A 13,264-nucleotide genomic window follows, 5' to 3' on the forward strand; every position below is an offset into this window, starting at 1 on the left:
GCAGAAGAGGTACCTCTTGATGCAAAAACGTTATCTCGGAACATCCGGGCTTGAAGTGTCGGCTCTGGGGCTGGGTTGCATGGGGCTCAGCCACGGCTACGGCCCGGTTATTCCGAGTACCGCAGCGCATCTATCATTAACGCAAAGGCTGGAGGGTGCTGTTTACGGCTGGGGTAGTAAAGATAGTATCCAGGGAAAGAGGGACACCAATCCTGCAAAATATGGATAAGTTCGCCTGATGTTATAAAAGCCTGAACCGTATCCTCTGGCACACAGGCGATGCCAAACCCGGATAACGCCGCATCGATTCTTTCCGACAACAGATTAAACGTCAGTTGCCCTTCGACTCTGACGCGCAGGGGTTTCCCCTCCCGTTCAAACTCCCAATGATACAGGCCACCGGCGGTAGGCAGGCGCATATTGATACATCGATGATTTTGTAGCTCATGCGGCGAATCAGGAACAGGGTTTGCGGCAAAATATGCCGGCGCGCCGACCAGGGCCATTCGCATGTCCGGCCCAATTCTTACGGCGATCATATCCTTATCAACACTTTCGCCAAGGCGAATCCCGGCATCAAAACGTCCTTCGACAATATCGACAAAACCATTATCAACCACCAGTTCGACATTGATTTCTGGATATTCCCTGAGGAAGGGTTTCAGCTTCGGCCACACCAAGCTACGTGCGGCATGCTCCCCGGCTGATAAGCGGATGTTACCTGAAGCAGTACCATCCCGTTGAATCAGCGCCTCCAGTTCCTGCTCAAGATCGGCAATTCGTGGCTCAAGGCAGGCAATAATTCTCTCGCCAGCCTCTGTGGGGGCTACGCTTCTGGTGGTTCGGGTCAAAAGACGGATGTTTAAGCGCTCTTCCAGCGCTTTCATTGCATGGCTCAGCGCCGACTGCGAAACGCCAAGCTTACCGGCGGCTTTGGTAAAACTTCGCTCTCTTGCCACAACAAGAAAGATCTGCAACTCATTGAAGTTTTCTTTAAGCATCGGCCATTTCCTTATTCCTATACCCCTCAAAGAGAACTTATGAAGGGTGTCCATAGACGCCATCATTTTAGTCTCGCCACTGGCAATAATGATAATTGATATTCTGTCTGTATTGAAAATATGTCTGAATTAACAGACGGTTTCTCATGAAAATACTCGTTGTCGGGGCGACGGGAAGTATTGGTCTGCATGTCGTGAAGACCGCAATGGAAATGGGCCGCCGACCCAAAGCATTGGTCAGAAATCGGCGCAAAGTAAAACAGTTTCCCCATGAGGTCGACGTTTTCTACGGTGACGTTTCAATGCTTAAGACATTGGCTGGCGTGGCGAAAGATATTGATACGGTCATTTCTACACCATCGTCAGACCGGGCTGGTTCGATTACCACCATGATGATCGGCACAAGCTCGTCATGCTTCGTATTGTCCGTTTCTGGCACGAAGCCGTCTGCGGAAACTTCACTGGGCAGCTATAAGCGAGAAGCAGACTTAAGACCCCAATAGCGAATTGCTTATACAAGAGCGGCTACTCGAAAAGGTGTGAATGCTCAGCGGCGGTTCAACTATACGGCAGGTTCGTCTTTCCGGGGTGGTACAGTCAACTCGGCTATTGATTTGTCATGCAAATAAGAGGTAGCGCTCATTTTATTACCTTAGCGAGTCATATTCTGTGAATAGCTCTCAGGAGGAAATACCATGAAAAAGCTTCTGATATGTTGTTTGTTCGGGAATACAGCAAACTCTCTCGCCAAAAAGATGCAGTTAGTGGCAGAAAGGAAAGGCTACCATCTGATCATTAGTGCTGTGGGTCTGGATAATTTCGCCAGCGTAGCTTCCGTTTTCGACGGTTTTCTCATTGCGCCGCACATTCAGTACAAACTCACAGAAATTAGAGAGATTGTCGGAGACTCTCGTTCAATTGCGATTATTGAAAGTCTACTCTATGCATCACTCGACGCGGAGAAAGTTTTAAAGTTCGTGATGGAGCAGATGCCTGAACTAGCAGCCTGACACTGACGGCCGCACCTTTTGTGCGGCCTCCTCTCTTATGCATGGAGTTTGTGCATAGCACTATGGTCTGCTCCCATTAATTAATAAACCGTGATGTGCGTAATGTCCGCTACCGGCATTTAACTGACCAGCAGAAATAATTACACCAACAATAATGTCAAATTGAAATTAATTACAAGCCAGTAAAATACACCCGATTAATAAAACAGCCCATCATCCTGACTATAGACAGGAGACAGTTATAAAAAAGCCCCCGGCCATGAAAGGCCGGGGGCTCGTCGATAATATTCAGATGACAGTTAGAACGCGGCGGCAAAAATCTCGACGATTTCCGCGTGGGTCGCCTGTTTCGGGTTGGTCAACCCGCAGGCGTCTTTCAGCGCGTTGTCCGCCAGAATGTTGAAGTCTTCTTCTTTCACGCCCAGATCTTTCAATCCGGCCGGGATACCGACATCGCGCGCCATCTGGCTGATCGCCGCGATCGCCGCGTCAGCAGCCTGTTGATCGCTCAGCCCGGCAACGTCGACGCCCAGCGCGACCGCGACGTCTTTCAGACGCCCTGCGGCGACGGTTGCGTTGTAACGCTCTACGTGCGGCAGCAGCACCGCATTGCACACCCCGTGCGGCAGGTTATAGAAGCCGCCCAACTGGTGCGCCATCGCATGCACATACCCCAGCGATGCATTGTTGAACGCCATGCCGGCCATAAACTGGGCGTAAGCCATCTGTTCACGCGCCACCATGTTTTTACCGTCTTTGACCGCATCACGCAGATGGTCGCGGATCAGTTCAATCGCTTTGATCGCCACCGCATCGGTAATCGGGTTAGCGGCGGTCGACACATAAGCTTCGATGGCGTGAGTCAAGGCGTCCATCCCGGTAGCAGCGGTCAGCGATGCCGGCATTCCGACCATCAGGACCGGGTCGTTGACGGACATCACCGGGGTCACGTTTTTATCCACGATCGCCATTTTCACATGACGCACTTCATCGGTAATGATGCAGAAGCGGGTCATTTCAGACGCGGTGCCCGCCGTGGTGTTGATGCCGATCAGCGGCAACTGCGGTTTGGCGGAAACATCCACGCCTTCGTAGTCGGCGATTTCGCCGCCGTTGGTTGCCAGCAGAGCGATACCTTTAGCGCAGTCGTGGGAAGAACCGCCGCCCAACGACACCACGCAATCGCTGTGGTTTGCTTTAAGAATTTTCAGGCCCGCATCCACGTTGGCAACGGTCGGGTTCGGCTGCACGCCATCATAAATGGCGCTATCGATCTGGTATTTTTTCAGCAATTGCTGCACGGAGGCTGCGACGCCGATTTTGTTCAGCACGCCGTCAGTCACGATCAAGGCATGTTTGAAACCCTGCAACTGAATCTGCCTGGCCGCTTCCTCTAACGCACCCTCACCCATCAGGTTTAAAGCCGGAATATAAAATGCGCTGCTCATAGATCACCATCCATTTATTACAGAGTCTTAACTTACAGCCATCCTAGCATTGACATTTATCGGTGAAATTGACCAAAAACAAATTTCATCCACTCTTCGCTAAAATGCTGAACCGTTTTTTCTGAGGAATATCATGTATGAATGAAAAAACTGCGCCGCACAAATAAACAATTATTTTACTTCCAGGTTGCGCATAGAACCGGCGTAACGGGGCGGGTGGTATTTTCATCGTAAACAAGCGGGTCAATCTGCCGTTATTACATAGATTACGGCCTGAAAAGGTGTTACATCGGCGTATCGCGCCAGACCAAACCGTATCAGTATTAGTGAACAGAGACAGGCGGTCGTGTCATGACTACTCGGGGCTTTTAATGTCGACAATACCCATGACGAATGAGATCACATTTAAGGTGATCGGCGATATCAGCACGGCCAGCGCCTGTAGCGCGGCGCTGGTTGTACTCGTCGATCCGTACGGAAAAATCCTGCTGCAATTGCGGGATTCGGATAAAGACATACCCTACCCCGGTTACTGGTCGCTGTTCGGCGGCGGACTTGAAGGTGAAGAGACGCCCGCCCAGGCGGCGGTGCGTGAATTAAATGAAGAGATCGGCATCACCCTTGACGACCGGGAGTTGACGCCGCTGATCGTCACGCTGTCGGATGACAGTAAAAACGCCCGGATTTATATCTTCTCGCTGACAACGGCGCTGACGCCGGGCGATATCGTGCTGCAGGAAGGTTCCGGGTTTGCGTTCTTCACCCGCGAGCAAATCGCGCATCTGCCGGTTGTGCCCTATGTCATGCGCGCCCTGAACCTGCTCTGGCGCGATACGCACTGATTCTCTCTTCCCCAAATGACAACGCGATACGCCGGAGCATATCGCGTTAACCATGCCGAATGACAGACGGCGTTAGCGCCGGTTTCTGACCAGTTGGTAACGACGGGTCAGATACTCAACCGGCGCGCTCCAGATATGCACCAGCCGGCAGAACGGGAACAGCAGGAACAGCGTCATTCCCAGCACCAGATGCAGGCGGAAAATCAGCGCTACGCCATCCAGATGCGCCGAGGCGCCGCCGCGAAACGTCACCACCGCCTGCGCCCAGTTCACCAGTTTCATCATCTCGCTGCCGTCCATGTGTTGCGCGGAAAACGGAATGGTCAGCAGCCCCAACGCCGCCTGAATCACCAGCAGCGACAGGATCAAAATATCGCCGGTGGTTGAGGTAGCGCGCACCCGCGGATTCGTCAGCCGACGCTTCAGCAACAGCACGCCGCCCACCAGCGTCAGCACGCCGCAGGTTCCGCCGCCGATCATCGCCATCTTCTGTTTTATCTCCAGCGGCAAAAACGACTCGTACATCCAGTGCGGCGTCATCATGCCCAGAAAATGACCGCCCAACACGCCCAGAATGCCGAGATGGAACAGGTTCGACGCCAGCCGCATGCCTTTCTTATCCAGCATCTGGCTGGAGCCGGCGCGCCAGCTGTACTGACCGTAGTCGTAGCGCAACCAACTGCCGATCAGAAAAACCGCGCCGGCGATGTAGGGGTAGATATCAAACAAAAACAGATTGAGATAATGCATCAGCAGTCTCCTTTGGCGCGTGATGCGTCAAGGTTCAGGTAGTGCGGCGCCACCGCGTCGACGAAACGACGCTGGTGACCAGTCTGTTGCGCCGGGGCGCAGCCCGCGTCGGCCAGAAAGCGGACCTGCTCCTCTTCCCACACGGCATCCAGCGCCTGCGGCGTGTCGTCGCGCGCCTCTTCCGCCACTTTCGCCGCCACGGATTCACGCGAGGGCTCGATCGCCGCCAGCGCCAACAGCAGATCCGGCAGCAGGGCATACTCGCTGTCGCGCTGGCGTAACCGCTCCGCCAACAGCGTCAGGATCGGCGCAATATCGCGCAGCCCATCGCGCACGGTCTGCGGATCGCGCAACGTCAGGTACTCCAGATAGAGCGGCAGGAAATCCGGCAGTTCGCGGCAATCCAGTTCCAGCCCGACCTCACGGTACTGCGCCAGCAAATCCACCATCGCCTGACCGCGGTCGCGCGACTCGCCATGCACATGTTCGAACAGCAGCAGCGACAACGCGCGGCCGCGGTCAAACAGTTCGCTGTAGCGCGCCTGCCGGTCGAGCAGGTCGCCCTGATAAAAGTCGGCGATGAACTGCAGCAGTTGCGCGCTTTGGCGCAGCGGCAGTTCGTCGGCCTGTTCCAGCGCCTCCAGCATGGCCTGACGCTGCTGCCACAGTTCCGCATCCGGATACTCCAGCAGTCGGGCGATAACGCGAAGACTGATCATGACTTGTTCTCCTGCATCCGCCGGTTGCTCATGGTCTGGGTTTTGCTGGTAACGTCGATAGCGTCGATACGTCGGCTGTTGAACAGGTTGAACGACGAGTCGCTGCCGTGGCAGCCATCGCCAAAGCTGAAGCCGCAGCCGCGGGTTTCCGGAAACGCGTCCCGCGCCAGTTCCCGATGGCTGGACGGCACCACAAAGCGATCCTCATAGTTGGCGATCGCCAGATAGCGGTACATTTCCTCGGCCTGCGCCTGCGTCAGCCCCACCTGCTCCAGCGCGCTGACATCGGTGACCTGTTCCACCGTCTGCGCCCGCTTGTAATGGCGCATCGCCAGCATACGCCGCAGCGCGCGCAGTACCGGGCGGGTATCGCCCGCGGTCAGCAGATTCGCCAGATACTGCACCGGGATACGCAGGCTTTCCACGTCCGGCAGTACGCCGCTGTGCGCCAGATTGCCCGCATCGGCGGCGGACTGGATCGGCGACAACGGCGGCACGTACCACACCATCGGCAGCGTGCGGTATTCCGGGTGCAGCGGTAGCGCCAGTTGCCATTCCACCGCCAGCTTGTACACCGGCGACTGCTGCGCCGCGTCAATCACGCTGAGCGGAATGCCGTCGCGCTGCGCCTGCGCGATCACTTCGGGGTCGTGCGGGTCGAGGAAAATATCCAGTTGGCGACCGTACAGATCGGTTTCGCTTTCTACCGATGCCGCCTGCTCGATACGATCGGCATCGTACAGCAGCACCCCCAGATAGCGGATACGCCCGACGCAGGTTTCCGAGCACAGCGTCGGCATGCCGGATTCGATGCGCGGATAGCAGAAAATGCATTTTTCCGACTTGCCGCTCTTCCAGTTGAAATAGATTTTCTTGTACGGGCAGCCGGTCAGGCACATGCGCCAGCCGCGGCATTTATCCTGGTCGATCAGCACAATGCCGTCTTCCGCCCGTTTGTAGATGGCGCCGCTCGGACAGGTAGCGACACAGGCCGGGTTCAGGCAGTGCTCGCACAGTCTCGGCAGGTACATCATGAAAGTGTTCTCGAACTGCCCGTACATGGCTTTCTGCATGTCGTCGAAGTTCTTGTCCTGCGAACGTTTGCTGAACTCGCCGCCCAGATCGTCTTCCCAGTTCGGGCCGTTTTCGATCTTCTCCATGCGCTGGCCGGTTACCAGCGAACGCGGGCGCGCCACCGGCTGGTGCCGGCTTTCACCGGCGCGTTGCAGATGGGCGTAGTCGTAGTCGAACGGCTCGTAATAATCGTCCAGCGTCGGGACGTCCGGGTTGGCGAAAATCTTCGACAGCACCCCGACGCGATTGCCCATGCGCGGCTCAAGCCGCCCGTTGATTTTACGAATCCAGCCGCCTTTCCATTTTTCCTGATCTTCCCAGGCGTGCGGATAACCGGTGCCGGGTTTGGTTTCCACGTTATTGAACCAGGCGTACTCCATCCCTTCGCGGCTGGTCCAGACGTTCTTGCAGGTCACCGAACAGGTATGGCAGCCAATGCATTTATCCAGATTCAGCACCATGCCGACTTGTGAACGAATTTTCATCAGGCTTTCTCCTGCAGATGAGGTTGCACATGGGAAGACAGGTCGTCATGGCTGTCCTCATCCAGCCAGTCGATACGGTTCATCTTGCGGACCACCACGAATTCATCGCGGTTGGAACCGACAGTGCCATAGTAGTTAAAGCCATACGCCAGTTGGGCGTAGCCGCCGATCATGTGGGTCGGTTTCGGGCAAACGCGCGTGACCGAGTTATGAATGCCGCCGCGCTGGCCGGTGACTTCCGAGCCGGGCAGGTTCACCAGCCGCTCCTGAGCGTGGTACATCATGGTCATGCCGGACGGAATACGCTGGCTCACCACCGCACGGGCGGTCAGCGCGCCGTTGGCGTTAAACACTTCCACCCAGTCGTTGTCGGCGATGGTCAGCTCGCGGGCATCATCCTCGCTCAGCCAGACAATCGGCCCGCCGCGCCCCAGCGTCAGCATCAACAGGTTTTCGCTGTAGGTGGAGTGAATCCCCCACTTCTGATGCGGCGTCAGGAAGTTGAGCGCCTTTTCCGGGTTACCGTTGGGCTTTTTATTCAGCAACGGCTGCGCCGCGCGGGTATCTACCGGCGGGCGATACACCAGCAGGCTTTCGCCGAAGGCGCGCATCCACTCATGATCCTGATACAGTTGCTGGCGACCGGAAATCGTGCGCCACGGAATCAGTTCATGCACGTTGGTGTAACAGGCGTTGTAAGACACATGCTCGTCTTCCAGACCGGACCAGGTCGGGCTGGAAATGATTTTGCGCGGCTGCGCCTGAATATCCCGGAAGCGGATTTTTTCTTCCTCTTTCGGGTGCGCCAGATGGGTGTGATCGCGCCCGGTGACCTTGCTCAGCGCCGCCCAGGCTTTTACCGCCACCTGGCCGTTGGTTTCCGGCGCCAGCGACAGAATCACCTCGGCGGCGTCTATCGCGGTGTCGATTCTCGGGCGGCCGGCGGCCGGGCCGTCTTCCTGCACCCGGTTCAGACGCTTGAGGAAATCGACTTCATTCTGGGTATTCCAGCTAATGCCTTTACCGCCGTTGCCCAGCTTATCCAGCAACGGACCGAGCGAGGTAAAGCGGGTATACAGGTTCGGGTAGTCGCGCTCTACCGTCATGATGTGCGGCGCGGTTTTGCCCGGAATCAGGTCGCACTCGCCTTTTTTCCAGTCTTGCACCCCCAGCGGCTGCGCCATTTCGGCCGCCGAATCATGCTGGATCGGCAGCGTCACTACATCGGTTTCCACCCCCAGATGCCCCTGACAGACGCGAGAGAAGGTTTTCGCCAGCCCTTTATAGATTTCCCAGTCGGTTTTCGACTCCCAGGCCGGGTCAACCGCCGCCGACAGCGGGTGGATGAACGGATGCATGTCCGAGGTGTTCATGTCGTCCTTTTCATACCAGGTGGCGGTCGGCAACACGATGTCGGAATAGAGACAGGTGCTGGACATGCGGAAATCGAGCGTTACCACCAGATCCAGCTTGCCTTCGCCGCCCTGCTCGCGCCATTCCACCTCTTCCGGCGTCACGCCGCCCTGCTGGCCCAAATCCTGCCCCTGAATACCGTGTTCGGTGCCCAGCAGGTACTTGAGCATGTACTCATGCCCCTTACCGGATGAACCCAGCAAGTTGGAACGCCAGATAAACAGGTTGCGCGGGAAGTTTTGCGGGTTATCCGGCTGCTCGGCGGCAAAACGCAGGCGGCCGGCTTTCAGTTCCGCTACGGTGTAATCCTGCGGCGACATGCCGGCGGCCGCGGCCTGCCCGGCGATACGCAGCGGGTTTGCGCCCAGCTGCGGCGCCGACGGCAACCAGCCCATGCGTTCGGCGCGCACGTTGAAATCGATCAGGCTGCCGCTGAAACGGGAGTGGTCCGCCAGCGGCGACAGCAGCTCCTGCGGCGCGATGGTTTCGTAACGCCACTGGCTGGAGTGGTTATAGAAGAACGAGGTGCTGTTCATATGACGCGGCGGGCGCTGCCAGTCCAGACCGAATGCCAGCGGCAGCCAGCCGGTTTGCGGACGCAGTTTCTCCTGACCGACATAATGCGCCCAGCCGCCGCCGCTCTGCCCGACGCAGCCGCAGAAGATCAGCATATTGATCAGCCCGCGGTAGTTCATGTCGAGGTGATACCAGTGGTTCATACCCGCGCCGACGATAATCATCGAACGGCCGTGGGTTTTGTCGGCGTTATCGGCGAACTCACGGGCGATGCGGATAATGTTCTGGCGCGACACGCCGGTGATCTGCTCCGCCCATGCCGGGGTGTAGGCTTTTACCTGATCATAATCCGTTACCTGATCATCGCCGGTCGCGCACTGCGCGTCGTCCAGACCGCGATCCACGCCGTAGTTGGCGAGCGTCAGGTCATAAACGCTGGTGACCAGCCCTTCCTGACCATCGGCCAGCGTCAGGCGTTTGACCGGCAGTTGATGTAGCAGTACCTCGTCCAGCGCGACGCTGGCGAAGTTTTCACTGGATGCGCCGCCAAAATAGGGGAAACCGACGGACACCACGTCGTCGTGCTTGCCCAACAGGCTCAGTTGCAGATTGACATCACGCTGGGCGCTGCCTTCGCGCTGTTCCAGATTCCATTTGCCCTGCTCACCCCAGCGATAACCGATGGAGCCCTGCGGCGCGACCAGTTCGCCGGTGGGTTCGTCAATCGCGACGGTTTTCCACTCCGGGTTGTTCTCCTGCCCCAGGTTGCCCACCAGATCGGCGGCGCGCAGCAAACGCCCGGCGGCGTAGCTACCATCCGCACGCGCCTCCAGCAGCACCAGCATCGGCATGTCGGTATAGCGGCGCACGTAATCGGTGAAGTACTGGCGCGGCTGTTTGAGGTGAAACTCGTTGAGGATCACGTGACCCATCGCCAGCGCCAGCGCGCTGTCGGTGCCCTGTTTCGGATTCAGCCACTGATCGCACAGCTTGGCGATTTCCGCATAATCCGGGGTGATGGCAACGGTTTTGGTGCCTTTATAGCGTACTTCCGCAAAGAAGTGAGCGTCCGGGGTGCGGGTCTGCGGTACGTTGGAACCCCAGGCGATGATGTACGATGCGTTATACCAGTCGGCCGATTCCGGCACGTCGGTCTGTTCGCCCCAGGTTTGCGGCGAGGCCGGCGGCAGGTCGCAATACCAGTCGTAAAAACTCAGGCATACCCCGCCCAGCAGCGACAGGTAACGGGCGCCGGCAGCGTAGGACACCATCGACATCGCCGGGATCGGCGAAAAGCCAATCACCCGGTCCGGGCCAAAGGTTTTGGCGGTATACACGTTGGCGGCGGCGATCAGTTCATTCACCTCCTGCCAGTCGGCGCGCACAAAACCGCCGCGCCCGCGCACCTGCTTATATTCCCGCGTTTTGCCCGCGTCGCCGACGATTGACGCCCAGGCGTCCACCGGGTCGGCATGATGCTGACGCGCCTCACGCCACAGCTTCATCAGGCGTTTGCGCACCATCGGGTATTTCAGCCGGTTAGCGCTGTAGAGATACCAGGAATAGCTGGCGCCGCGCGGGCAGCCGCGCGGCTCATGATTCGGCAGGTCCGGCCGGGTGCGGGGGTAATCGGTTTGCTGTGTCTCCCAGGTGACCAGCCCGTTTTTAACGTAAATCTTCCAGCTGCATGAACCGGTACAGTTGACGCCATGCGTCGAACGCACCACCTTGTCATGTTGCCAGCGGCTGCGATAGCCGTCCTCCCAGTCACGATTGGTATTCAGCGTCTGGCCGTGATCGCCGGAAAACGGCTCGGCCACCTGTTTGAAATAACGTAACCGGTCAAGAAATTTGCTCATCCGGACTCTCCTGCTGCGGAACCTGACGGTTCCTGTCGTTATGAAGTACACGTGGGTTTTGCTCACTGAGGCGTAGGGTAGCCAGCCGGATAAGTGCCAGAATTGACAGCGATCAAGCCAGCCCGGGCCGGTTTACGCGGGGAACAGCGGAGATACCACCAAAGGATTACGCGAAAAAAACAACCCAATAGACTGATAATTAATGGAATTTATTGATTTGCAATGATCAGGGGAGAGGATACTCACCCCCGGTGACTATTTGGAGGTAGTAGGTCGTATCAGGCGACCAAAACCGGTTTTTCACCCCGACGCTTTAGCCTGAATGAGCGCAGCCATAAGTGGGTGGTAAATGTAAGCCGGTCAATTCTGCGGCAGAGTAAGGCCGTAGCAGGTGTAAACGCCGCTACAGATGGCAGGAAGATTTAAGATCGGTAATCGGGCACAAAAGCAGCCCAAGAACGAGCATGTAGGATTATGGCGTGGATGGGTGGATGGGTGGATGGGATGAAAGCGTGCGGGAACGCTACCGCGTTGAGGTTTCACGGCCTCAACGCGGTAGGATTGTTCAGCGATCAATTATTCAGCGATCAATTATTCAACGATCAAAAGCATTGTTTGCCGATAAATAGCATTGCTCGGCGATAAATAGCATTGTTCGGCGATCAGGCGCGGGCTTTACGTCCGTAACACAGCCAGGTGATAACCACGCAGGCCACGTAAAACACCACGAAGATCTTCATGGCGCCGGCGGGCGAGCCGGTCAACGCCAGCGAGGTGCCGAACGCTTTCGGGATAAAAAAGCCGCCGATAGCGCCGATGGCGGAAATAAATCCCAGCGCCGCGGCGGTATCGGTCACCGCGCTGCGCTGCGCTTCATCTTCGCCGCCGCCTGCTGCGGTCACCCTCGCCACCGTCAGCCCGCGGAAAATCACCGCGATCATCTGGAAGGTCGACCCGCTTCCCAGCCCGGCCGTTAAAAACAGCAGCATGAAGATACCGAAGAACAGCAGGAAGGAACCGGGCTGATTGTCACCCGGCAACGCGGTGAACAACAACACGGACAGAATCGCCATCAGCACGAAATTGATCAGCGTCACCCGCACGCCGCCGAAGCGGTCCGACAGCATGCCGCCCACCGGACGCGCCAGCGCCCCCAGCAGCGGGCCGCAAAAGGCGTAATGCAGGATAATCACATCCGGGAACTGGGTTTTCGACAGCATGGCGAAACCGGCGGAAAAACCGATAAAAGAGCCGAACGCCGACAGATACAGTACGCTGAGGATCCACAAGTGCGCCCGTTTGAGCACCGGCAACTGCTGGCGGAGCGACGCTTTGGCGGTGGACAGATCGTTCATACCAAACCAGGCCGCCGCCGACGCGATAAGCAGCAGCGGCACCCACACCCAGGGCGCATTCTGCAACCAGACCTGACCGCCGTCCGGCTGCGCCACGCCATTGCCGGTAAAACTCAGCACCGGCAGAAAAATCACCACCGGCACCAGTAACTGCATCACGCTAACGCCCAGATTACCGAAGCCGCCATTCAGGCCCAGCGCGCTACCCTGCTGCGCCTTGGGAAAAAAGAAGCTGATGTTAGCCATGCTGGAGGCAAAATTGGCGCCGGCGAACCCGCACAGCAACGAGATAATGATGAATACGCCGTAGGGCGTCTGCGGATCCTGCACCACGAACCCCAGCCACACGCACGGGATGATAAGAATCAGCGTACTGAAGGTGGTCCAGCGGCGCCCGCCCGCCAGTGGAATAATGAACGAATACGGCACCCGCAGCAGCGCGCCGGATACCGACGGCAAGGCGGTCAGCATAAACAGCTGGTCGGTGGTGAAATGGAACCCAACCTTGTTCAGGTTGACGGCCACGGTGCTGAACAACATCCAGACACAGAAAGCCAGCAACAGACAAGGAATTGAAATCCACAGGTTGCGCTGAGCGATACCGCGCCCCTGTGTTTGCCAGAACTGAACGTCTTCCGGGCGCCATTCCCGGATAACAGTCTGCCGTGAAGCGCCTGGCGTAATGGTTGACTGCGTCATAAAAAGCCTCGGTCAGTAAAAATGCCTATAACACTACGCGCCACATTAGAAGGTATGACCGGGGCAAAGTTGATATACATCAACAGGTTGTTG

At 57.3% G+C, this 13,264-nt stretch carries 9 protein-coding genes and 2 pseudogenes; 4 read left to right on the forward strand and 7 right to left on the reverse strand.

The genetic code is table 11. The features are described from left to right. Positions 1-19: 19 nt before the first annotated feature. Positions 20-127, forward strand: a pseudogene (locus tag DXXMK7_RS23270) (aldo/keto reductase); the annotation flags it as partial. Here the strand turns inward: DXXMK7_RS23270 and DXXMK7_RS11940 are convergent. Then, positions 108-1,001: a LysR family transcriptional regulator gene (locus DXXMK7_RS11940; RefSeq protein ID WP_038919288.1), complete on the reverse strand. Its 894-nt coding sequence runs from the start codon at positions 999-1,001 to the stop codon at positions 108-110. The pseudogene DXXMK7_RS23270 and the gene DXXMK7_RS11940 sit on opposite strands and share 20 nt — an antisense overlap. A gap of 146 nt (positions 1,002-1,147) precedes the next feature. On the opposite strand from DXXMK7_RS11940, the pseudogene DXXMK7_RS23080 reads away from it, so the two are divergent. Both DXXMK7_RS23080 and DXXMK7_RS11950 read left to right on the forward strand, forming a co-directional pair. After that, positions 1,148-1,384, forward strand: a pseudogene (locus tag DXXMK7_RS23080) (NAD(P)H-binding protein); the annotation flags it as partial. Between the two features lie 312 nt (positions 1,385-1,696). Further along, on the forward strand, positions 1,697-2,011 hold the full coding sequence (locus DXXMK7_RS11950; protein ID WP_038919290.1) for a PTS sugar transporter subunit IIB: 315 nt from the start codon (positions 1,697-1,699) through the stop codon (positions 2,009-2,011). A gap of 299 nt (positions 2,012-2,310) precedes the next feature. Here DXXMK7_RS11950 and yiaY read toward each other — a convergent pair whose 3' ends face one another. Continuing rightward, positions 2,311-3,459: an L-threonine dehydrogenase gene (gene yiaY / locus DXXMK7_RS11955; RefSeq protein WP_038919291.1), complete on the reverse strand. Its 1,149-nt coding sequence runs from the start codon at positions 3,457-3,459 to the stop codon at positions 2,311-2,313. A gap of 386 nt (positions 3,460-3,845) precedes the next feature. Here yiaY and DXXMK7_RS21375 point away from each other — a divergent pair, with 386 nt between their 5' ends. Continuing rightward, entirely contained in the window at positions 3,846-4,301 is a 456-nt protein-coding gene (locus DXXMK7_RS21375) for an NUDIX domain-containing protein (RefSeq protein WP_231348795.1), read from the forward strand. A gap of 72 nt (positions 4,302-4,373) precedes the next feature. On the opposite strand, the gene narI is transcribed toward DXXMK7_RS21375, so the two are convergent. From narI to DXXMK7_RS11985, 5 genes are all read right to left on the reverse strand, one after another. Further along, the gene (narI, locus tag DXXMK7_RS11965) at positions 4,374-5,051 is read right to left on the reverse strand and encodes a respiratory nitrate reductase subunit gamma (protein ID WP_038658056.1); all 678 of its coding nucleotides are present in this window, start codon (positions 5,049-5,051) and stop codon (positions 4,374-4,376) included. After that, positions 5,051-5,770, reverse strand: a complete 720-nt coding sequence (narJ, locus tag DXXMK7_RS11970) for a nitrate reductase molybdenum cofactor assembly chaperone (protein ID WP_038919292.1) — start codon at positions 5,768-5,770, stop codon at positions 5,051-5,053. Before narJ ends, narI begins: the two co-directional genes overlap by 1 nt. Then, a complete protein-coding gene (gene narH / locus DXXMK7_RS11975; RefSeq protein ID WP_038658052.1) occupies positions 5,767-7,329 on the reverse strand; it encodes a nitrate reductase subunit beta in 1,563 nt (520 codons plus the stop codon). The genes narJ and narH overlap by 4 nt, the downstream gene beginning before the upstream one ends. After that, positions 7,329-11,117, reverse strand: coding sequence for a nitrate reductase subunit alpha (locus DXXMK7_RS11980; protein ID WP_038919293.1), 3,789 nt, complete (start codon positions 11,115-11,117; stop codon positions 7,329-7,331). The genes narH and DXXMK7_RS11980 overlap by 1 nt, the downstream gene beginning before the upstream one ends. Before the next feature lie 662 nt (positions 11,118-11,779). Continuing rightward, positions 11,780-13,171, reverse strand: a complete 1,392-nt coding sequence (locus DXXMK7_RS11985) for a NarK family nitrate/nitrite MFS transporter (RefSeq protein WP_038919294.1) — start codon at positions 13,169-13,171, stop codon at positions 11,780-11,782. Positions 13,172-13,264 lie beyond the last annotated feature (93 nt).

It is taken from the genome of Dickeya sp. MK7 (genome assembly GCF_000406305.1).
Lineage (GTDB): Bacteria > Pseudomonadota > Gammaproteobacteria > Enterobacterales > Enterobacteriaceae > Dickeya > Dickeya fangzhongdai.